At 61.0% G+C, this 18,927-nt stretch carries 23 protein-coding genes and 1 tRNA gene; 12 read left to right on the forward strand and 12 right to left on the reverse strand.

Annotated elements, in window-relative coordinates:
• The first annotated feature begins 11 nt into the window (after window positions 1–11).
• On the forward strand, window positions 12–455 hold the full coding sequence (gene cynS, locus J2X15_RS14990; RefSeq protein ID WP_310344179.1) for a cyanase: 444 nt from the start codon (window positions 12–14) through the stop codon (window positions 453–455).
• Between the two features lie 58 nt (window positions 456–513).
• On the opposite strand, the gene J2X15_RS14995 is transcribed toward cynS, so the two are convergent.
• From J2X15_RS14995 to J2X15_RS15045, 11 genes are all read right to left on the reverse strand, one after another.
• The gene (locus J2X15_RS14995; RefSeq protein WP_310344180.1) at window positions 514–945 is read right to left on the reverse strand and encodes a DUF1801 domain-containing protein; all 432 of its coding nucleotides are present in this window, start codon (window positions 943–945) and stop codon (window positions 514–516) included.
• A gap of 4 nt (window positions 946–949) precedes the next feature.
• Window positions 950–1,429 carry an SRPBCC family protein gene (locus J2X15_RS15000; RefSeq protein ID WP_310344181.1) on the reverse strand — a complete coding sequence of 160 codons (480 nt, stop codon included), beginning with the start codon at window positions 1,427–1,429 and terminating at the stop codon, window positions 950–952.
• Window positions 1,404–1,739, reverse strand: a complete 336-nt coding sequence (locus J2X15_RS15005) for a metalloregulator ArsR/SmtB family transcription factor (protein ID WP_310344381.1) — start codon at window positions 1,737–1,739, stop codon at window positions 1,404–1,406. The genes J2X15_RS15000 and J2X15_RS15005 overlap by 26 nt, the downstream gene beginning before the upstream one ends.
• Window positions 1,740–1,771: 32 nt before the next feature.
• Window positions 1,772–2,233 carry an SRPBCC family protein gene (locus J2X15_RS15010; protein ID WP_310344182.1) on the reverse strand — a complete coding sequence of 154 codons (462 nt, stop codon included), beginning with the start codon at window positions 2,231–2,233 and terminating at the stop codon, window positions 1,772–1,774.
• 275 nt (window positions 2,234–2,508) lie between these two features.
• Window positions 2,509–3,723 carry an MFS transporter gene (locus J2X15_RS15015; protein WP_310344184.1) on the reverse strand — a complete coding sequence of 405 codons (1,215 nt, stop codon included), beginning with the start codon at window positions 3,721–3,723 and terminating at the stop codon, window positions 2,509–2,511.
• Window positions 3,724–3,961: 238 nt separating this feature from the next.
• A complete protein-coding gene (locus tag J2X15_RS15020) occupies window positions 3,962–4,801 on the reverse strand; it encodes an ABC transporter ATP-binding protein (protein ID WP_310344186.1) in 840 nt (279 codons plus the stop codon).
• Window positions 4,798–5,739 carry a nitrate ABC transporter permease gene (gene ntrB, locus J2X15_RS15025; RefSeq protein WP_310344188.1) on the reverse strand — a complete coding sequence of 314 codons (942 nt, stop codon included), beginning with the start codon at window positions 5,737–5,739 and terminating at the stop codon, window positions 4,798–4,800. The genes J2X15_RS15020 and ntrB overlap by 4 nt, the downstream gene beginning before the upstream one ends.
• 27 nt (window positions 5,740–5,766) lie before the next feature.
• Window positions 5,767–7,011: a CmpA/NrtA family ABC transporter substrate-binding protein gene (locus tag J2X15_RS15030; protein ID WP_310344190.1), complete on the reverse strand. Its 1,245-nt coding sequence runs from the start codon at window positions 7,009–7,011 to the stop codon at window positions 5,767–5,769.
• Between the two features lie 375 nt (window positions 7,012–7,386).
• Complete coding sequence (locus J2X15_RS15035) at window positions 7,387–7,836, reverse strand: hypothetical protein (protein WP_310344192.1); 450 nt, start codon at window positions 7,834–7,836, stop codon at window positions 7,387–7,389.
• Window positions 7,837–7,902: 66 nt separating this feature from the next.
• A complete protein-coding gene (locus tag J2X15_RS15040) occupies window positions 7,903–8,550 on the reverse strand; it encodes an ANTAR domain-containing response regulator (RefSeq protein WP_310344194.1) in 648 nt (215 codons plus the stop codon).
• Window positions 8,551–8,557: 7 nt separating this feature from the next.
• Entirely contained in the window at window positions 8,558–9,319 is a 762-nt protein-coding gene (locus J2X15_RS15045) for a GNAT family N-acetyltransferase (protein WP_310344196.1), read from the reverse strand.
• A 70-nt stretch (window positions 9,320–9,389) separates the two neighbouring features.
• Here J2X15_RS15045 and tsaD point away from each other — a divergent pair, with 70 nt between their 5' ends.
• Complete coding sequence (gene tsaD / locus J2X15_RS15050; RefSeq protein ID WP_310344198.1) at window positions 9,390–10,445, forward strand: tRNA (adenosine(37)-N6)-threonylcarbamoyltransferase complex transferase subunit TsaD; 1,056 nt, start codon at window positions 9,390–9,392, stop codon at window positions 10,443–10,445.
• A gap of 17 nt (window positions 10,446–10,462) precedes the next feature.
• Here tsaD and J2X15_RS15055 read toward each other — a convergent pair whose 3' ends face one another.
• Complete coding sequence (locus J2X15_RS15055) at window positions 10,463–10,852, reverse strand: Hsp20/alpha crystallin family protein (protein ID WP_310344200.1); 390 nt, start codon at window positions 10,850–10,852, stop codon at window positions 10,463–10,465.
• A 93-nt stretch (window positions 10,853–10,945) separates the two neighbouring features.
• On the opposite strand from J2X15_RS15055, the gene J2X15_RS15060 reads away from it, so the two are divergent.
• From J2X15_RS15060 to J2X15_RS15105, 10 genes are all read left to right on the forward strand, one after another.
• Window positions 10,946–12,259, forward strand: a complete 1,314-nt coding sequence (locus J2X15_RS15060) for a branched-chain amino acid ABC transporter substrate-binding protein (protein ID WP_310344201.1) — start codon at window positions 10,946–10,948, stop codon at window positions 12,257–12,259.
• Window positions 12,260–12,392: 133 nt separating this feature from the next.
• Window positions 12,393–12,659, forward strand: coding sequence for a 30S ribosomal protein S15 (gene rpsO / locus J2X15_RS15065; RefSeq protein WP_094478006.1), 267 nt, complete (start codon window positions 12,393–12,395; stop codon window positions 12,657–12,659).
• A 220-nt stretch (window positions 12,660–12,879) separates the two neighbouring features.
• A complete protein-coding gene (pnp, locus tag J2X15_RS15070) occupies window positions 12,880–14,997 on the forward strand; it encodes a polyribonucleotide nucleotidyltransferase (RefSeq protein ID WP_310344205.1) in 2,118 nt (705 codons plus the stop codon).
• A gap of 66 nt (window positions 14,998–15,063) precedes the next feature.
• Entirely contained in the window at window positions 15,064–16,059 is a 996-nt protein-coding gene (locus J2X15_RS15075) for an NAD(P)H-quinone oxidoreductase (RefSeq protein ID WP_310344206.1), read from the forward strand.
• Window positions 16,056–16,799: a triose-phosphate isomerase gene (tpiA, locus tag J2X15_RS15080; RefSeq protein WP_310344207.1), complete on the forward strand. Its 744-nt coding sequence runs from the start codon at window positions 16,056–16,058 to the stop codon at window positions 16,797–16,799. The genes J2X15_RS15075 and tpiA overlap by 4 nt, the downstream gene beginning before the upstream one ends.
• A 35-nt stretch (window positions 16,800–16,834) precedes the next feature.
• Window positions 16,835–17,197, forward strand: a complete 363-nt coding sequence (secG, locus tag J2X15_RS15085) for a preprotein translocase subunit SecG (protein ID WP_310344209.1) — start codon at window positions 16,835–16,837, stop codon at window positions 17,195–17,197.
• Between the two features lie 117 nt (window positions 17,198–17,314).
• A tRNA-Leu gene (locus J2X15_RS15090) sits at window positions 17,315–17,399 on the forward strand.
• Window positions 17,400–17,462: 63 nt separating this feature from the next.
• Window positions 17,463–17,822 carry an NADH-quinone oxidoreductase subunit A gene (locus J2X15_RS15095; protein ID WP_310344383.1) on the forward strand — a complete coding sequence of 120 codons (360 nt, stop codon included), beginning with the start codon at window positions 17,463–17,465 and terminating at the stop codon, window positions 17,820–17,822.
• Window positions 17,823–17,825: 3 nt separating this feature from the next.
• On the forward strand, window positions 17,826–18,305 hold the full coding sequence (locus J2X15_RS15100) for a NuoB/complex I 20 kDa subunit family protein (RefSeq protein WP_094478019.1): 480 nt from the start codon (window positions 17,826–17,828) through the stop codon (window positions 18,303–18,305).
• A gap of 8 nt (window positions 18,306–18,313) precedes the next feature.
• Complete coding sequence (locus tag J2X15_RS15105) at window positions 18,314–18,922, forward strand: NADH-quinone oxidoreductase subunit C (protein ID WP_310344211.1); 609 nt, start codon at window positions 18,314–18,316, stop codon at window positions 18,920–18,922.
• Window positions 18,923–18,927: the final 5 nt, after the last annotated feature.

Below are 18,927 nucleotides of genomic sequence, written 5' to 3' on the forward strand. Positions count from 1 at the left end.
AAGGAGCACCTATGAACCGCAACGACGTTACTGAAAAAATCATCGCGACCAAAGTCAGCAAAGGGCTGAAGTGGGAGAGCGTGGCCAAGAAGGTGGGGCTGAGCAAAGAGTGGGTCACCGCCGGTTGCCTGGGCCAAATGACCTTTGACGAAAAGCAGGCCAAGGTCGTCGGCAAGATCTTCGGCCTTAGCGCCGAAGAGATCAAATGGCTGCAAGTGGTGCCGTACAAGGGCTCACTCCCCACGGCGGTTCCTACCGATCCGCTGATCTACCGCTGGTACGAGCTGGTCAATGTGTACGGAACCACCATCAAGGAGCTGATCCACGAGGAATTTGGCGACGGCATCATGAGCGCCATCGATTTCAGCATGGACATCGTGCGCCAACCCGACCCCAAGGGCGACCGCGTCAACGTGGTGCTTTCCGGCAAGTTTCTTCCGTACAAGCAGTATTGAGCGCGGGCAGTGGGCTGGAAGCGCTGTCTTCTTTGTCACTGGAGTTCCTTGCTACTTTTCAATGCCCGGGGGCTGACTTCGCTTTCTTCGCGGGTTTTGCCTTGCCCGCACTGTTGAACGCCCCCGCTTGCTGCATGAGCGCCTTGAAGGCGGCTGCGTCTACTTCTTCGCCTTCATGGATGTCGATGGCGCGGCGCATGTTGCCGTCCAGGCTAGCGTTGAAGAGGCTGGCTGGGTCTGGCAGCGACGCGCCCTTGGCGAAGGTGAGCTTCACTTTGTCCTTGTAAGACTCGCCGGTGCACAGGATGCCGTGGTGCGACCACACCGGCGTGCCCATCCACTTCCACTCTTCGACAACGTCCGGGATGGCCTCTTGAATCAGTTGGCGCATTCTGCCCAGCGTGGTCCCGCGCCAGTCGCCCAGATCGGCGATTTTTTGCGTGATGAATTCCGATGCGGACCCGCTGGGGTCTGGGGCTGACTTTTTCATGGTCTTAGGCAGCTGGGACTCTGGGCAGCACATGCCCAGTTTCCAGCAGCGTCTTCAGGTTCGACAGCACCGCGGGCCAGCCGCCTGAGATGCCCGCCAGCATTTGCGCGTCGAGGTCTATGTGGCTGACGGTCAAACGAACCAACCCGTCGATGCGCTGCTCGATGTCGATTTCCACGCGCGAGTGTTTGGATTCGTCGTCGGCCTCACTGGGGCGCGCCCAGGTGTAGACCAGGCGCTTGGGCGGGTCGCACTCCACCACCTTGCCGCAGATGTCGACCGTGCGCGCCGCGTCCAGACGCTGGTGCTCCCATTTCGAGCCGGGCTTCCAGTCGGACACGTTAACGCGGGCACATTCCGATGTGGGGCCCACCCAGTACTGCGCCATCACGTCGGTGTCCATGAAGGCTTGCCACACCTTTTCGGGCGTGGTCTGGATGTAGCTCACATAGACAAAGCTAGGTTTTGTTGTTGGCGTTGTCATCTTGGGGTCCTTCCAATGTTTGTTTCAGGTTGTGCAGTGCGTCCAGCCGACCGTGCTCGAACTTGGCGATCCACCGCGTGTGAATTTCATGCAGCGGCACGGGGTTGATGTAGTGCAGCTTTTCGCGACCCTGCCACACCACGACCACTAGGTTGGCTGCCTCCAGCAGTTGCAAATGCTGGGTGACGGCCTGGCGCGTCATGTCCATGTGCTCGCACAGCGCACCCAGCGTCTGGCCGCTCTCGCTGTGCAGTTGGTCGAGCAGGCGCCTGCGTGTCGGGTCGGCCAGTGCTTTGAAAACTTTGTCGATATCCAAAACGTGCTTTCGTCATCGGTAGCACCTCAGTCCGCACCGTCGCCGCTGATGTGCGGGTCGTTCGGGTTCGGGGTGCCTTTGCCGGTTTCTACCAGTGATTTCAGGCTCATCAGATAAATCGCCCACTTGGTACTGCAATGGTGCATGAATTCCACAGGATATTTCCAGCCCTGGTGCTTGAAGAGAACGATGGCGTGTTCGCCGGATTGCTGCAGGTCGAAACGGATGCGCGTGCCTATCCATTCCGCAGGGCCATCCACCACTTGCCATAGCACGCTGCGGGCGGGTTCCAGCTCCAGCACCTTCATGTCAAAGCCGCCGATCTCAACCCCATCGACGCTGAAGCGGAAGGTGAGGGCGCCGCCCGCCCCCGGGTCCCCTTGCGTATTGCCCGTCCACCAGGCCGCCAAGCCTTCGCGCGTGGTGAGGGCCTTGTAGACCGCATCCACCGACGACTTGATTCCGACCCTGTGCAGGATATCCACCATGTCTGTTCTCCTTGAAGTGTCTGGAAATTATATGCAAGCAAATACTTGCATGTCAAACACTCCACTAATCTGAAAACCGAATTGGCATAAAAAAACCGCGCAGCCCCCGTAGGTTCTGCGCGGCTAGCTACTGTTTTAGTAGCGTCTGATTGTTAGGCGCTGCGTGCGCGACCGCCTTTTTAGTTCCGGCACGCTTCGCTTAACTTGCTTCGCAAGTGAGCCTGCACTGAAAGTGAGGCACGAACGCTTCGCGTTCTACCCTTGCTGCACGAGGCTCATGCGCTACGCGCACGACCTCCCTTTTCTGCCCAGGTGCGGGTCCAGCGGACTTGCATCTTGCGCATGACGACCAGCATCAGAAGGGAAAACACGGCCAGCACCACAAAGCCGGGCAGGAAGCTGCCCATGTGCTGTTTGGACTGCCCCATCAGGGCCGGGATGGTGCCTCCACCCAGTGCACCGATCTCACCGATCATGGAGCCTGCCACCGCTGTGGAGGTGGGCCAGCGCAGCGGCACCAGCTGGAACAGCGCGCCGTTACCAGCGCCCAGGGCAGCGAAGCACAGGATCAGCAGAAGCGTGGTCATGACCAACGAGCCCGAGGAGAGCCCCACACCGACCAGCGCCAGTGCGACGGCCACCAGCACGACGGTCAGTGTGTTGACGCCACCCCAGTGGTCGGAAATCCAGCCCCCTGCGACACGCACCACGGCCCCCATCAGCGCGGCCAGCATCGTGAGCTGCCCGGCCTGCACTTTGCTCACGCCGAACTGGTCGTAGTAATAAGTGGGCAGGAACGTGGCGATGCCGATGAAGCCGCCAAAGGTCACCACGTAGATCAGGCTAAAGACCCAGCCATCCTTCTCCAGCAGGCAGGCCAGATGTTCGCGCATAGAGGCATGCTCATCACGGTCCGGCGGCTCCTTGGCCATCAGCAACACGACGACCATGGGGAGCAACGAAGCGATGGCGGCAAAGCCGTACACCGTCTGCCAGCCGTAGGCCTGGGCCAGGGGGGGCGCCAGCAGCGCGGCCAGCGCAGTACCTGCATTGCCCGCGCCCACCAAACCCATGGCCAAGCCCTTGTACTTGGGCGGATACCAGCCCGAGCCCAGCGACATGGCCACGCCGAAGCTGGCGCCCGCTACGCCCAGTAGCAGGGCCATCTTCAACAGGTCGTCGTAGGAGTGCACGAAGAAGTAGCCGAAACACATGGTGCAGAAAATCAGGCCTAGCTCGACAAGCGTTGCGGTCTTGCGCCCCACGTATTGCGCGAGCAACCCCAAGGGAAAGCGCATGATGGCGCCAGCCACGATGGGGATAGACAGCAGAAAGCCCTTCTGGGCAGCGCTGAGTTGAAACTGTTCGCTGATGAAGGGCGCCATGGCGCCGTTCATCACCCAGATGACGAATGAGAACGTCAGGTAAAAAAATGCTGCGAACAATGTTGGGGCATGTCCGCTTTTTAAAAATTGACGAAATCCGGCCATGATTGGGCTCCGTAGAGAGAGGGACTGGGGGAGGGACGTGCGGAAGCCGCTGGAGCCGCTAGGGCTTCAGACACCAAGTGCGCCTACCCTGATGGCAGGCGATCAACCGCAACACTGCTAGACCTTCGTTGGTCGTACTTTGATTAAGCAGGATCTGTGCCTGTTTTGGGTGCGGTGCATGCACAAAAAAAGGGCGCCGTGGAGGGCGCCCTTTTGTGTGTGTGGCTGGACGCTGCGGTTAGGCCGCCTTCTCCACGTGGGCCTGGCGTGTATACAAAAAGTCGATCACGGCCTTGCGGTACTGCAGGTACTGCGGGCTGTCGGCCAGCTCCACGCGGTTGCGCGGGCGGGGCAGGTCCACGCTCAGCACTTCGCCAATGGTGGCGGCGGGGCCGTTGGTCATCATCACGATCTTGTCGGACAAGAGCACGGCCTCGTCCACATCGTGCGTCACCATCACCACGGTGCTTTGGGTGCGGGCCACGATCTCCAGCAGCTCGTCCTGCAGCTTGGCGCGGGTCAGTGCGTCCAGCGCGCCAAAGGGCTCGTCCATCAGCAGCACTTTGGGCTCCATGGCCAGCGCACGGGCAATACCCACGCGCTGCTTCATGCCACCGCTGATTTCGCCAGGGCGTTTTTGCGCCGCCGCCGTCAGGCCCACCAGGGCGAGTGCGGCATCGGTGCGGGCCTTTAGCTGCGTTTTGTTTTCAGATGCGGCACCGGTGCTCTTGGCCGCCGCACCAAACACGCGCTCCACGCCCAGGTAGACGTTCTCAAAGCACGTGAGCCAGGGCAGCAGCGAGTGGTTTTGGAACACCACGGCGCGCTCGGGGCCGGGGCCGTTGATCTCGCGGTTGGCGCAGATCAGCGAGCCCTCGGTGGGCGTGGTCAGGCCGGCAATCAGGTTCAGCAGCGTGGACTTGCCGCAGCCGCTGTGGCCGATCAGCGCCACAAACTCGCCCTTGGCCACGGTCAGGTTGATGTCACGCAGTGCTGGGAACAGGCCCTTCTTGGTCTTGAAGGTCTGGGCGACGCCCTGGATCTCGATGAACTTGGAGTTGGTAGACGCAGTGCTCATGATTTCACCTCTTCAAACGTAAATGCGGTTGCGATTTTGATCAGGGCGTATTCCAGAACCAGCCCGACGATGCCGATCACAAAGATGGCGATGATGATGTTCTTGACGTTCAGGTTGTTCCACTCGTCCCACACCCAGAAGCCGATGCCCACGCCGCCGGTCAGCATCTCGGCCGCCACGATCACCAGCCAGGCGGTGCCCACGGCCAGGCGCACACCGGTCAGCATGTAGGGCAGCACCGATGGGAAGAGGATCTTGGTGACGATCTTCCATTCACTCAGGTTCAGCACGCGGGCCACGTTCATGTAGTCCTGCGGTACGCGCTGCACACCCACTGCGGTGTTGATGATCATGGGCCAGATGGAGCAGATGAAGATGGTCCAGATGGCGGCAGGGTTGGCACCCTTGAACACCAACAGGCCAATCGGCAACCAGGCCAATGGTGAGACGGGGCGCAGCAGGCTGATCAGCGGGTTGAACATGCGGCTCAAAAACTCAAAACGTCCGATCATGAAACCCGCCGGAATGCCCACCGCAGCCGCCAGGCCAAAGCCCAGCGCCACGCGCTCCAACGAGAACAGCACGTTCCAGCCCACTCCCTGGTCGTTCGGCCCTTTGCGGTAGAACGGGTCGCTGAAGATGGTGATGGCCTGTTGCAGCGTTTCCCAGGGGCTGGGAATGCTGCTCTTGGTGCCAATGCTGACCAGCGCCCAGATGCCCACCAGCAGTGCCAGGCCCATCACGGGTGGCAGCACCCGGAGCACCAGGCCGCGCCAGTCGTAGCCCGGTTTGGCAGCGGCGAGCGTTGCCTCCACAGCTGCTGGTTTGCTTGCTTTTTGCATGCTAGCCCCCGTGGAACCTACGCTAGCAGCTTCTTTTTTGATAGCAGACCCTTCGGCCGATGTGGCTAAGGGGGAGTGAAAAACAGCGCTGACCATGGTGGCCTCCTTGCGGTTGGGTGGGGGTTAGGCTTTGACCTTGAAGCTGTCGGCGTATTTCTTGGGATCCTTGCCGTCCCACACCATGCCGTCCATGAACTTGCTGCTGCGCATATCGCTCTTGGGCACGGGGGTCTTGCTGGCGGTGGCGGCCTGCTTGTAGATGTCGATCTGGTTGATCTGTTTTGCTACGGCCAGGTAGTCGGGGTGCTCTTTCAAAATACCCCAACGCTTGTGCTGCGTGAGGAACCACATGCCGTCGGACAGGTAGGGGAAGTTCACCGCACCGTCGTTGTAGAACTTCATGTAGTTGGGGTCATCCCAGGTCTTGCCCAGGCCGTTTTGGTAGCGGCCCAAGATGCGCTGGTTGATCGCGTCCACACTGGTGTTCACATAGCTCTTGTCGGCAATGGTTTCGGCCATCTTGTTTTTGTTGGACAGGCTGGCGTCGATCCACCGGCCGGCTTCCAGAATCGCGGCGGTCACGGCACGTGCAGTGTTGGGGTACTTCTTGACGAAATCGCCCGTGGTGCCCAGCACCTTTTCGGGGTGGTCCTTCCAGATGTCCTGGGTGGTGGTGGCGGTAATGCCGATGCCGTCAATGATGGCGCGGTGGCCCCAAGGCTCGCCCACACAGTAGCCGTCCATATTGCCCACGCGCATGTTCGCGACCATCTGGGGCGGTGGCACGGTGATGACCTTGGCATCGGCCATGGGGTTGATGCCGTTGGCGGCCAGCCAGTAGTACAGCCACATGGCGTGCGTGCCGGTGGGGAAGGTTTGCGCAAAGGTGTAGTCGCGTTTGTCGGTCTGCATCAGCTTGGCCAGGCTGGGGCCGTCCACGGCGCCTTTGTCTGCCAGCTTTTTGGACAGGGTGATGGCCTGGCCGTTGTTGTTCAGCGTGGCCAGCACGGCCATGTCTTTCTTGGGGCCGCCTACGCCCAGGTGCACGCCATATACCAGGCCGTACAGCACGTGGGCAAAGTCGAGTTCACCGTTCACCAGTTTGTCGCGCACACCGGCCCAGCTGGCTTCCTTGCTGGGGATGATGGTGACGCCATACTTCTTGTCGATGCCCAGTACCGAGGCCATCACCACACTGGCGCAGTCGGTCAGCGGAATGAAGCCGATCTTGACTTCGGTTTTTTCCGGGGCGTCAGAGCCACCGGCGTACACCACAGCGCGCAGCGCAGGGTTGATGCCCACCACGCCCACGGCCGCGGTTTGCAGAACAGCACGGCGGCTGAGTTTGGCTTTCAGAAGATCAGTCATGGCACACGCTCCAGAAGTGAAAAACACAAAACGAAAAACAAAAAAGGCGTCCGCACTGGGTTGACTGCGCGGTGCGCGAGTCAACCCGTGGGGACGCCTTTGTCCTGTTTGCCTTGCGCCCTACCCGCCGTTAGGTGGGGTGCAGTGCATGACCGTTGCCGGTCTCGCAGGGATTAATGCAATGTCTATGCCAGGTTTTTTGGAGAATGGTGTGCTATGGATTCAGGAGCGGCCAGCGCAATGAATATGCGGGCTACAAGCCTATTTCATTTTAAAAATAGGTAACGCACTGGTTTTGTGCGCTGCACCAACGCCGGGAAAATTCGCCAGCGGCGAGCACTGGCGGGGTGTGGATGCCGTGGTTTGGGGCGCCGATTAGTCGCGGATCTTGGCGCGGCGCTCAACGCCGTGGCGCTGCATCAGGATGTGGATCAGCAGCGCAGCGGCGGCCGAAGTGGCCAGAACTGGCGAGGAGGTGACCACGCGGGCCAGGCCGTCCAGCACATGTAGGCTGACCTGTTGCGCATAGTGGGTCAGGGCCACCACGTCCTGGGGCTCCACATTTTTCACGTCGTCGGGCAACACCTGCACATCGGGCCAGCCACCGCGAAAGCGGATCTTGGCAAAGATGCCGTCGGCCACCGCCACCAAGGACAGTACACCCAGCGGCTTCATCAGCGTCAGGATGAGATTGCTGCGCACGGCGGCCGGCGCAGTCTCGTAAATCTTGCCCACCAGCTGCGACACCATGCGCTCTTTTTCTGCAGCGGGCGCAGCGTCATACACCTCGGCGGCCAGTTGTTCGATAGGGATTTCGGGTTGCATGGGGTACAGCTTAGTTCTGATTTGTGCCAATTGTGTGAACCACTCGTAACCAGTTGTTTGCCTGTGTCAGGACAGCAGGTCGGCCACGTCCAGCATGCGCTGGGCCACTTCCACAATCTTCAGGTTTTTGTCCATCGCCGTCTTGCGCAGCTTGGCGTAAGCGGCTTCTTCGCTAAGCTGTTGGCGCTGCATCAGCATGGCCTTGGCGCGGTCAATCACCTTGCGGTCCTGCAGCACGGCGGACAGCTCGTTGAGTTCGGTGCGCGTGGCGGCCAGCTCCTGGCGCAGGGCCTGTTCATGCTGGAAACGGGCCATGGCCACGTCCAGAATCGGGCGGATGCGCTCGGTCTGCAAGCCCGCAACGATGTAGGCCGACACCCCGGCGGCCACGGCCGCGCGCGCATTACCACTGTCGTTGTCGTTGGTGAACATGACGATGGGGCGGCGCTCATCGCGCGTGGCCATCACCACGTGCTCCAGCGCATCACGCGCGTCGCTCTCGGCGTCCACGATGATCATGTCGGGCTGCAGCTGCGCCAGACGCTCTGTCAGGTACACATCGGCTGGCAACGACGCCACCAGGTTGAAGCCACTTTCCAGAAGACCAATGCGCAGGCTGCGCGAGCGCTCGGCCTGGCTGAACACGTGCGCATCCTGCGGGTCATCGACCAGCAGGTCAGAGTTGATCACGACGATGCGAAGCGGCTCGGTCATATGCCCATCATGGCACGCAAAATTCACGCCAGTAGTGATAGCGCCAGGCGGTAACAAAGCCCGCGCGCTGGTACAGGGCCAGGGCGGCGGTGTTTTCTGCCTCCACCTGCAAAAACGTTTCCGTCAGGCCGCGCCGCAGGGCCTCTTGCGCCAGGCAGGCCATCAACTGCGCGGCCAGGCCCTGGCCGCGTGCGTTTACCGCGGTGCGCAGCCCATGCAGGCTGGCCCAGCCCTGGCTGTACACCGCGGTGCCTGCGCATAGCGGCTGGCCGTCTTGCACCAAGCTGGCGTACACCCCATGTTGGCCGCGGCTCAGCGCCTGCAGGCGGTGCTGGCCATCTACCGGGTCAAAGCCCGGCGCGGTGTACACCGCGGCCCAGTGTTGCGTCGGTGTGGGGGAGCAGGTGGCCGCGGTGCTGGTACTCTGGCCCGCCACCGTGGCCGTGGGCGCCACCTGCACCAGCGTGGCCTGCGTGGGCGCAAAGCCAAGGCGGCGCAGTTCGGCCTGCACATCGGCCAGGCCCGCCACATCGGCCAGGCGAAAGATCGGTTTCAGGCCACGCTGTGCGTAGCGCGTGCAGATGTCGGGCAGGGCGGCGGGGCTCAGGCTGTGGTGGCGCAGCGGCACGGCGCTTTTGGCGCGGCCCACGGTAGAGGCGTCATACGACAGCAACCAGCCGTCCAGGGTTTCATGGGCGGGTGGGGCCACGGCGTCACGGGTGGAGGTTTCCAGCCGGGCAATGGCGTCATCGGTCAAAGGCAGGTCCATGGCGCCATTGTGCCGGGGGCGCCCGCGCAGGCCCCATCCTCTAAACTCGGCGGCTCTGAAGGAAACAAGCATGCTGGTGTTGGGAATCGAGTCGTCGTGTGACGAAACAGGCGTGGCCATGGTGGAGTCGCAGGGCAGCGCCGTGCCCACGCTGCTGGCCCATGCGCTGCACAGCCAGATCGAGATGCACCAGGCCTATGGCGGTGTGGTGCCCGAGCTGGCCAGCCGCGACCATATTCGCCGCGTGCTGCCGCTCACCCAGCAGGTGCTGAATGAGAGTGGTCACAGCCTGCCGGACGTGGACGTGGTGGCGTACACACGCGGCCCCGGCCTAGCGGGTGCCTTGCTGGTAGGGGCGGGCGTGGCCTGCGCGTTGGGCGCGGCGCTGGACAAGCCGGTGCTGGGTGTACACCACCTGGAAGGCCACTTGCTCTCGCCATTCCTGAGCGCTGATCCTCCCGAATTTCCGTTTGTGGCCTTGCTGGTGTCGGGTGGTCACACGCAGCTCATGCGCGTGGACGGCGTGGGCCGTTACGAGCTGCTGGGCGAAACCATTGACGACGCTGCCGGCGAAGCCTTCGATAAGTCCGCCAAGCTCATGGGCCTGGCCTATCCGGGCGGGCCCCTGTTGTCCAAGCTGGCGGAGGAGGGCAGCCCGACGGCATATCAGCTGCCGCGACCGCTGCTGCACAGTGGCAACCTGGACTTTTCATTCGCGGGCCTGAAGACGGCGGTGCTGGTGCAAAGCCAGCGCATGGTGGCCGCAGGTGCGGTCACCGTGTTCGACGCTTTGCCGCGCCAGCAGCAGGCCGATCTGGCGGCGTCTACGCAGGCGGCGATTGTGGAAGTGTTGTTGAAGAAATCGATGGCGGCTATCAAGCAAACCGGCTTGAAGCGCCTGGTGGTGGCCGGTGGCGTGGGCGCCAACCGCAAGCTGCGCGAGCTGCTGAACGCCGAGTGCGCCAAACGCGGTGTGCGCGTGCACTACCCCGAGCTGCATCTGTGCACCGACAACGGCGCCATGATTGCCATGGCTGCGGCAATGCGCTTGCAAAGCGGCTTGCAGACCGCCAGCAAGGCTTACGCTTTCGACGTCAAGCCCCGCTGGCCGTTGCACACGCTTTAGGTCCTACTGCTGACCCATTACTGGATCGTCAGCTCGGTAGCGTTGTTCACCGGCACCTTTTTCGCCAGCTTCAAAGTCAGCACGCCGTTTTCCAGCTTGGCTTCGCTCAGCGCGCTGTCCACGTCCTGGGGCAGTTCATAGGCGGCGCGGTAGCGGCGGGGTGCGTCTTCCTTGCTTTGGATGCGAACGACCGCACCTTCGATGGAAATACTCAACTGCTCTTTGGCAATGCCGGGCATGTCCAGCGTCAGGGTGAACGAGGTTTCGTCCTGCTTGTAGGCGCCCGCGCTTTGGCGTGCCGAAAACAGTGCGTCATCAATGAAACGATCGACGGAGCGGCCTGTGTGTGCGTAAGCGGGACGGCGCACAGAGGACTGGAAAACAGAGGGTGCAGAGGCAAAAAACATGGTGTGACTCCTAGTACACTGCGCGGCTCTCACAGCGATCGCCGCATGTCTCCAAGCTGAGCGCTTTCCCTCTCATTTCAAGAGAAATTTCCCATGTTTATTCTTTCACGCCAGGTCTTGAAATTGGGCGCAACAGCGCTATTTGCCTCCGTTTTGTCGGTTGCCAGCGCAGTGGCCCAAACGCCTTCCGCCATCAAGATTGCCGTCATCGAAGGCTTTAGCGGTGCCAACGCCAACGGTGGTGAAGCTGCGTTTCGCAATTTCGTCTGGGCGGTAGAGCGTGTGAACGCACGCGGCGGCGTCAAGCTGCCCGCTAGCGCTGGCGGCAACCAGCCGCTGCAGCTGGAGCGCTTTGACAGCAAAGGCCAGACCGAAGAAGCCCTGTCGGCGCTGCGCTCGGCCATCGATGGCGGTGCGCGCGTCATCCTGCAGGGCAATTCCTCGGGCGTGGCGGCCTCGCTGATCGATGCCATCAACAAGCACAACGAACGCGACCCGGCACGCCGCGTGCTTTTCCTCAATTACGCGGCGGTGTTGCCCGAGCTGACCAATGAGAAATGCAGCTTCTGGCATTTCCGTTTCGACGCGCATTCCGACATGCGCATGGCCGCACTCATGGACGTGTTGAAGGACGACAAGGCCCTCAAAAGTGTCTACATCATTGGCCAGGACTACAGCTTCGGCCAGGCCGTCGCGCGCGAGGCCCGGCGTCAGCTGGGCGTACTGCGCCCCGACGTGCAGGTGGTGGGCGACGAGCTGCACCCCTTGGGCCGCGTGAAAGACTTTTTGCCCTACGCCACCAAGATCAAGGCCAGCGGCGCGGGAGCTGTGATCACGGGTAACTTTGGCAATGACCTGAGCCTGCTGATCAAAGCTGCGAAGGATGTGGGTTTTGACGGTAAGTTCTACACCTTCTACGGCAACGCACTGGGCGCCCCAGCCGCGATTGGCGACGCCGGCATTGGCAAGGTGGTGGCGGTGGCTGACTGGCTGCCGAATGTGCAGACCGCCGCCAGCGAGGCGTTTTACAAGTCCTTCCGCGTGCGCTACCCCAAGCCCGAAGACGACTATGTCCACATGCGCATGCAGTTGCTGGTCGAGGCGCTGGCCCAAAGCCTGGAGGCCTCCGGCAAGCAGGGCGGGGCGGGTGCCAATGGTGCTATCGATATGGTAGCTGTCGCCGCGCAACTGGAGCGGGCTAGCGTCACTTTTAGTGGCCAAACTGGCACCATGCGCGCGGCCGACCACCAATTCCAGCAAACCCTGGTGGTGGGCATGATGGAGCGCCAGGGCACGCCGGGCGTCAAATTTGACGTGGAAGGCTCGGGTTACGGATTCCGTGTGGTGAAAACTGTGCCAGCGGCGGCGGCCGAGCAGGCCACTAGTTGCAAGATGATGCGCCCTTGACGTGATGACCGGGTTATAATCGAGCGGCTTTGCATTCGGCAGGGCGCACGCCAAGCGCAGTTCCAGCACTTGGCGCAAGTTGTACAAACCGGGGCAGCACCCAGCGTGCAGTCCCAAAACACCAGGAAAACACATGATTGCATCTAGCATCAAAGCCGCTGTTGTCAAAGACAACGCCCGTCAAGCTGGCGATACCGGCAGCCCCGAAGTCCAAGTGGCTTTGCTGACCGCCCGTATCAACGAACTGACCCCCCACTTCAAGACCCACGCCAAAGACCACCACGGTCGCCGCGGTCTGCTGCGCATGGTGAGCCGTCGCCGCAAGCTGCTGGACTACCTGAAGAGCAAAGACGCTGACCGCTACGTCGCTCTGATCGCCAAGCTGGGTCTGCGCAAGTAATCGGTCCCACGAATGTGAAGCGCCTGAGTTAGGTCACTAGCTCAGGCGTTTTTTACTTCGGAGACGGCAAAAACAGAGCGAAGCTGTGTCATTCCAAAGCAATTCCGGCGTTGGCTGGAGTTTTTCTGGAATGGCATCGTGGACTGTGATGTTGGCTCCGGGCTCGGGTGAGGTGGCCCAAACCTCCCAAACATGACCCCTAACTCACAGGAGATAAGACATGAGTATTTTCAACAAAGTTACCAAGACCTTCCAATGGGGCCAACACACGGTCACCATGGAAACCGGCGAAATCGCTCGCCAGTCCACCGGCGCTGTGCTGCTGGACATGGACGGTACCGTGGTGCTGGCCACTGTGGTTGCCAAGACCGAAGGCAAGCCTGGCCAGGACTTCTTCCCCCTGACCGTGGACTACCTGGAAAAGTCCTATGCCGCCGGCAAGATCCCCGGTTCCTTCTTCAAGCGCGAAGGCCGCCCCAGCGAGTTTGAAACGCTGACCAGCCGCCTGATCGACCGTCCGATCCGCCCCCTGTTCCCCGAAGGTTTCTTCAACGAAGTGCACGTGGTGATCCACACCGTGTCGTTGAACCCTGAAGTCGATGCCGACATCGCCGCCATGATCGCTGTCAGCGCCGCCTTGTCCGTGTCTGGCGTGCCGTTCAACGGCCCCATCGGTGCAGCCCGCGTGGGTTACATCAACGGCGAATACGTGTTGAACCCCGGCCAAACCGCACGCAAAGACTCCATCATGGATCTGGTCGTTGCCGGTACCGAAGCCGCTGTGCTGATGGTGGAGTCCGAAGCGCAACAACTGTCCGAAGAAATCATGCTCGGCGCCGTGGTGTTCGGCCACGAACAAGGTGCGATCGCCATCAACGCGATCCACGAACTGGTGCGTGACGCTGGCAAGCCCGTGTGGGACTGGAAGGCCCCCGCCAAGGACGAAGCCCTGATCGCCAAGATCGACGGCCTGGCCAAGGACAAGCTGGTTGCTGCCTACCAAATCCGCAACAAGCAAGCCCGTACCCAAGCCTGTCGCTCCGCCTACTCCGAAGTCATGGCCGCCCTGAAGGCCGACGGCGCTGCATTCGACAGCGTGGCCGTGGAAGGTCTGCTGTTCGACATCGAAGCCAAGATCGTGCGTAGCCAGATTCTGGCCGGCGAACCCCGTATCGACGGCCGCGACACCCGCACCGTGCGCGCGATTGAAATCCGCAACGGCGTGCTGCCCCGCACCCACGGTTCCGCCTTGTTCACACGTGGGGAAACCCAGGCCCTGGTGATTGCCACCCTGGGTACCGAGCGCGATGCCCAGCGTATCGATGCCCTGAGCGGCGACTACGAAGACCGCTTCATGCTGCACTACAACATGCCTCCGTTCGCCACTGGCGAAACCGGTCGCGTGGGCACGCCCAAGCGCCGCGAAATCGGCCACGGCCGTCTGGCCAAGCGCGCACTGGTTGCCGTGTTGCCTACCAAAGAAGAATTCCCCTACACCATGCGTGTGGTGTCGGAAATCACCGAATCCAACGGCTCTTCGTCGATGGCTTCCGTCTGCGGCGGCTGCCTGTCGCTGATGGACGCTGGCGTGCCTTTGAAGGCGCACGTGGCCGGTATCGCCATGGGCCTGATCAAGGACGACAACCGCTTTGCCGTGCTGACCGACATCCTGGGTGACGAAGACCACCTGGGCGATATGGACTTCAAGGTCGCCGGTACCACCAACGGTATTACCGCGCTGCAGATGGACATCAAGATCCAGGGCATCACCAAGGAAATCATGCAAGTCGCGTTGGCTCAGGCCAAGGAGGCCCGCATGCACATCCTGGGTGAAATGCAAAGCGCCATGGCCGAAGCCAAGACCGAAGTGTCCAACTTCGCGCCTCGCCTGTTCACCATGAAGATCAACCCCGAGAAGATCCGTGACGTGATCGGCAAGGGCGGCTCCGTGATCCGCGCGCTGACCGAAGAAACCGGCACGCAAATCAACATCGACGAAGACGGCACCATCACCATCGCGTCGGCTGATCCCGCCAAGGCCGAAGAAGCCAAGCGCCGCATCGAGCAGATCACCGCTGAAGTGGAAATTGGCAAGGTCTACGAAGGCCCGATCACCAAGATTCTGGACTTCGGTGCCTTGGTGAACCTGCTCCCAGGCAAGGACGGCCTGCTGCACATCAGCCAGATCGCCCACGAGCGCGTCGAGAAGGTTACGGATTACCTGTCCGAAGGCCAGATCGTCAAGGTCAAGGTTATGGAAACGGATGAGAAGGGCCGCATCAAGCTGTCCATGAAGGCACTGCTGGACCGTCCGGCCCAAAACGGCGAGCAAGGTTAATTCGTCTTGCTATTGAATTGGTAGCTGCTCGCGCAATAAACACGGGGGCTACCGGTTGATTTGGCTATGAAAGCTGTCGAAATCTCGTCCTTCGGTCCACCCGACGTTCTGCGTTTGGTGGACCGTCCTGCGCCTGTTGTGGGCGTGGGGGAGGTGTGCATTCGTGTAACCGCCAGTGGCATCAACCGGCCTGACGTATTGCAGCGTGCCGGGCATTACCCTGCACCCGCAGGCGCTTCCGACCTTCCGGGGCTGGAAGTGGCGGGCACCATCGTGTCGGGCGATGCCGCAGCCATGCAGGCGGCGGGCTTCAAGTTGGGCGACCGTGTCTGTGCGCTGGTGGCCGGCGGTGGCTATGCCGAGCTTTGCGTAGCGCCTGTAGGTCAGTGCCTGCCGGTGCCCGCGGGGTGGAGTGACGTGGAGGCTGCGAGCCTGCCCGAGACGCTATTCACCGTGTGGAGCAATGTGTTCGACCGGGGGCGTCTGCAAGCCGGTGAAACGTTGCTGGTGCAAGGTGGCACCAGTGGCATTGGCGTCACCGCCATTCAGCTGGCCAAGGCCCTGGGCGCCACGGTTATTGCGACGGCGGGCAGCGATGAGAAATGTGCGGCTTGCCTGGCGCTGGGCGCCGACCATGCCATCAACTACAAAACCCATGACTTCCAGGCGGAGGCCTTGCGCCTCACGCAGGGGCGTGGCGTGGATGTGGTGCTGGACATGGTGGCTGGTGCCTATGTAGCCAAGGAAGTGCAGTGTCTGGCAGACGATGGCCGACTGGTCATCATTGCGGTGCAGGGCGGTGTGCAAAGCGAGATCAACGCCGGGCTGGTGCTGCGCAAGCGGCTGACCATCACGGGTTCCACCTTGCGTGCGCGGCCCGTGACGTTCAAGGCAGCGATCGCGACCTCGTGTTTGCGCGTGGTCTGGCCCTTGTTGGTTGCCGGGCGCATCAGGGCGGTGATTCACAGCGTGTTTGCTCCAGCCGATGCGGCGAAAGCCCATGCGCTGATGGAGAGCAATCAGCACGTTGGCAAAATTGTTTTGAATTGGGATGCAGCATGAAAAAGAAATTGATTGCGGGCAACTGGAAGATGAATGGCTCGACGGCCACCAACGCCGCACTGGTGCAGCAGTTGCTGGCCGGTGTGGGCCAGGCGGCATGTGATATCGCCGTGTGCGTGCCTGCGCCGTATCTGGCGGGGGTGGAGGCTTTGGTCAAGGGTTCGGCGATTGCCGTGGGTGCACAAGACGTGTCGGCCTACGATGCCGGTGCTTATACGGGCGAGGTGTCGGCCAGCATGCTGCGCGACCTGGGCGTCCGCTACGCCATCGTGGGCCACTCCGAGCGCCGCCAGTACCATGGTGAGACCGATGCTGTCGTGGCCAACAAAGCCCAAAAGGCCTTGGCCGCTGGCATCACGCCCATCGTGTGTGTGGGCGAGACGCTGCAGGAGCGCGAAGCTGGGTTGACTGAAGAGGTGGTCAAACGCCAGTTGGCTGCCGTCATCCACACCAACGGCCATTGCATCAGCGAAATCGTGGTGGCGTATGAACCTGTGTGGGCCATTGGCACAGGCAAAACAGCCAGTCCCGAGCAGGCGCAGCAGGTACACGCGGTACTGCGGGCCCAGTTGCACGCGGCCACGGAACATTCTGACCGCGTGCAGATTCTGTACGGCGGCAGCATGAATGCAGCCAACGCCGCCCAGTTGTTGGGCCAGGCAGACATTGACGGTGGGCTGGTAGGTGGTGCCTCGTTGAAGGCGCCTGACTTCCTGTCCATCATTGCCGCAGCGGTTTGACGCTGCGCAGATTTTCTTAAATTGAGGAGTTAGTTATGAACATCGTAGTCACGATTATTTTGACGGTTCAAATGTTGTCGGCCCTGGGCATGATCGGCCTGATTTTGGTGCAGCACGGCAAGGGCGCTGACATGGGTGCGGCATTTGGCAGTGGCGGTTCGGGCAGCCTGTTTGGCGCCAGCGGCAGTGCCAACTTCCTGTCGCGCACCACCGCAGTGCTTGCCACCGTGTTTTTCGTTTGCACCTTGGCGCTGGCCTATTTCGGCAATCTGCGTCCTGCCAGCTCGGGTTCCGTGCTCGAAGGTGCAGCCGTTGTTGCGCCTGCAGCAGCGCCCGCTGCCGCTGAATCTGCACCTGCTGCACCCGCCTCTGGCGCAGCGCAGATTCCTGCCAAGTAAATGGCTTTTTAAATGCCTTGTCCCTGCCAGTGGCAGGGTAAATTCAGGGTAAACTCTAGGGCTGGTGAATAAGCAAATGCCGCAAGGTTCCTCACGCAAATTCACCAACTGAGAGCCGCCTTCGTGGTGAAATTGGTAGACACGCTATCTTGAGGTGGTAGTGGCGAAAGCTGTGCGAGTTCGAGTCTCGCCGAAGGCACCAGCAAAAATCAGCGCGTTCAGAGGTATTTTTGGGCGCGCCAATCACGGTGATCAGAATCTCAAGATGAACCTCGATCAATATCTCCCCGTTCTCCTGTTCATCTTGGTCGGTATTGGCGTCGGTGTAGTCCCCCAGGTGCTGGGCTACATTCTTGGCCCCAACCGCCCCGACCCCGCGAAGAACTCCCCCTACGAATGTGGCTTCGAGGCATTTGAAGATGCCCGCATGAAGTTCGACGTGCGCTACTACCTGGTAGCCATCCTGTTCATTTTGTTTGACTTGGAAACCGCTTTCCTATTCCCGTGGGCTGTGTCTCTCAAAGAGATCGGCTTCTTCGGGTTTTTGATTGGCGCGGAGTTTGTGGCCGTTTTGACCATTGGCTTCGTGTACATGTGGAAAAAAGGCGCCTTGGACTGGGAGTAAGCAATGATTGAAGGTGTTTTGAAAGAGGGTTTTGTCACCACGAGCTACGACTCGGTGATGAACTGGGCCAAAACCGGCTCCATCTGGCCCATGACCTTCGGCCTGGCTTGCTGCGCCGTCGAAATGATGCACGCAGCTGCTGCGCGGTATGACCTGAGCCGCTTTGGCTCCGAAGTATTCCGTGCCAGCCCGCGCCAGTCCGACCTGATGATCGTGGCCGGCACCTTGTGCAACAAGATGGCCCCTGCCTTGCGCAAGGTGTACGACCAGATGTCCGAGCCGCGCTGGGTGATCAGCATGGGTTCGTGTGCCAATGGTGGTGGGTACTACCACTACAGTTATTCCGTCGTCCGTGGCTGCGACCGCATTGTGCCGGTCGATGTGTATGTGCCTGGCTGTCCCCCCACTGCCGAAGCACTGGTGTACGGCATTTTGCAATTGCAGCAAAAGATTCGCCGCACTGAAACCATTGCGCGCGCCTGAGGAGCTCCATGACTGTTTATTCCGTTCGTCCTGAAACGATTCAGGCCGCTGTTCAGGCAGCGTTGGGTGACAAGGCAAAACACATTTCCATCGCGCTGGACGAAGTTCAGGTGGTGGTGTCTGCAGCCGATTACCACGCTGCAGCGCTGGCATTGCGTGACGCCCCGGGCTGCAAGTTCGAGCAATTGATGGACCTGTGTGGCGTGGATTACTCCGAGTACAAGGACGGTGCCTACGATGGCCTCCGTTACGCCGTCGTGAGCCATCTGCTGTCCGTGAGCCTGAACCAACGTCTTCGTTTGAAGGTATTTGCGTCCGATGACGACATGCCAGCAGTGGCGTCGGTCACCGACATCTGGAACTCTGCCAATTGGTTTGAGCGTGAAGCTTTCGATTTGTTTGGCATCGTCTTTGAAGGCCACAACGACCTGCGCCGCATCCTGACCGACTACGGTTTCATCGGCCACCCCTTCCGCAAAGACTTCCCCACTACCGGGCATGTGGAAATGCGTTTCGACGCCGAGCAGGCCCGCGTGGTGTACCAGCCGGTCACGATTGAGACGCGGGAAATCACGCCCCGCATCATCCGGGAAGACAATTACGGAGGCCTGCAATAAGCAGT

The organism is Rhodoferax saidenbachensis (genome assembly GCF_031457975.1).
Taxonomy (GTDB): domain Bacteria; phylum Pseudomonadota; class Gammaproteobacteria; order Burkholderiales; family Burkholderiaceae_C; genus Allorhodoferax; species Allorhodoferax saidenbachensis_A.

Excerpts from the sequence above, each read along its gene's own strand:
- cynS (WP_310344179.1), top strand. The coding sequence starts at position 12 with ATGAACCGCAACGACGTTACTGAAAAAATCATCGCGACCAAAGTCAGC.
- J2X15_RS14995 (WP_310344180.1), bottom strand. The coding sequence starts at position 945 with ATGAAAAAGTCAGCCCCAGACCCCAGCGGGTCCGCATCGGAATTCATC.
- J2X15_RS15000 (WP_310344181.1), bottom strand. The coding sequence starts at position 1,429 with ATGACAACGCCAACAACAAAACCTAGCTTTGTCTATGTGAGCTACATC.
- J2X15_RS15010 (WP_310344182.1), bottom strand. The coding sequence starts at position 2,233 with ATGGTGGATATCCTGCACAGGGTCGGAATCAAGTCGTCGGTGGATGCG.
- J2X15_RS15015 (WP_310344184.1), bottom strand. The coding sequence starts at position 3,723 with ATGGCCGGATTTCGTCAATTTTTAAAAAGCGGACATGCCCCAACATTG.
- J2X15_RS15020 (WP_310344186.1), bottom strand. The coding sequence starts at position 4,801 with ATGAGCACTGCGTCTACCAACTCCAAGTTCATCGAGATCCAGGGCGTC.
- ntrB (WP_310344188.1), bottom strand. The coding sequence starts at position 5,739 with ATGGTCAGCGCTGTTTTTCACTCCCCCTTAGCCACATCGGCCGAAGGG.
- J2X15_RS15030 (WP_310344190.1), bottom strand. The coding sequence starts at position 7,011 with ATGACTGATCTTCTGAAAGCCAAACTCAGCCGCCGTGCTGTTCTGCAA.
- J2X15_RS15035 (WP_310344192.1), bottom strand. The coding sequence starts at position 7,836 with ATGCAACCCGAAATCCCTATCGAACAACTGGCCGCCGAGGTGTATGAC.
- J2X15_RS15040 (WP_310344194.1), bottom strand. The coding sequence starts at position 8,550 with ATGACCGAGCCGCTTCGCATCGTCGTGATCAACTCTGACCTGCTGGTC.
- J2X15_RS15045 (WP_310344196.1), bottom strand. The coding sequence starts at position 9,319 with ATGGACCTGCCTTTGACCGATGACGCCATTGCCCGGCTGGAAACCTCC.
- tsaD (WP_310344198.1), top strand. The coding sequence starts at position 9,390 with ATGCTGGTGTTGGGAATCGAGTCGTCGTGTGACGAAACAGGCGTGGCC.
- J2X15_RS15055 (WP_310344200.1), bottom strand. The coding sequence starts at position 10,852 with ATGTTTTTTGCCTCTGCACCCTCTGTTTTCCAGTCCTCTGTGCGCCGT.
- J2X15_RS15060 (WP_310344201.1), top strand. The coding sequence starts at position 10,946 with ATGTTTATTCTTTCACGCCAGGTCTTGAAATTGGGCGCAACAGCGCTA.
- rpsO (WP_094478006.1), top strand. The coding sequence starts at position 12,393 with ATGATTGCATCTAGCATCAAAGCCGCTGTTGTCAAAGACAACGCCCGT.
- pnp (WP_310344205.1), top strand. The coding sequence starts at position 12,880 with ATGAGTATTTTCAACAAAGTTACCAAGACCTTCCAATGGGGCCAACAC.
- J2X15_RS15075 (WP_310344206.1), top strand. The coding sequence starts at position 15,064 with ATGAAAGCTGTCGAAATCTCGTCCTTCGGTCCACCCGACGTTCTGCGT.
- tpiA (WP_310344207.1), top strand. The coding sequence starts at position 16,056 with ATGAAAAAGAAATTGATTGCGGGCAACTGGAAGATGAATGGCTCGACG.
- secG (WP_310344209.1), top strand. The coding sequence starts at position 16,835 with ATGAACATCGTAGTCACGATTATTTTGACGGTTCAAATGTTGTCGGCC.
- J2X15_RS15095 (WP_310344383.1), top strand. The coding sequence starts at position 17,463 with ATGAACCTCGATCAATATCTCCCCGTTCTCCTGTTCATCTTGGTCGGT.
- J2X15_RS15100 (WP_094478019.1), top strand. The coding sequence starts at position 17,826 with ATGATTGAAGGTGTTTTGAAAGAGGGTTTTGTCACCACGAGCTACGAC.
- J2X15_RS15105 (WP_310344211.1), top strand. The coding sequence starts at position 18,314 with ATGACTGTTTATTCCGTTCGTCCTGAAACGATTCAGGCCGCTGTTCAG.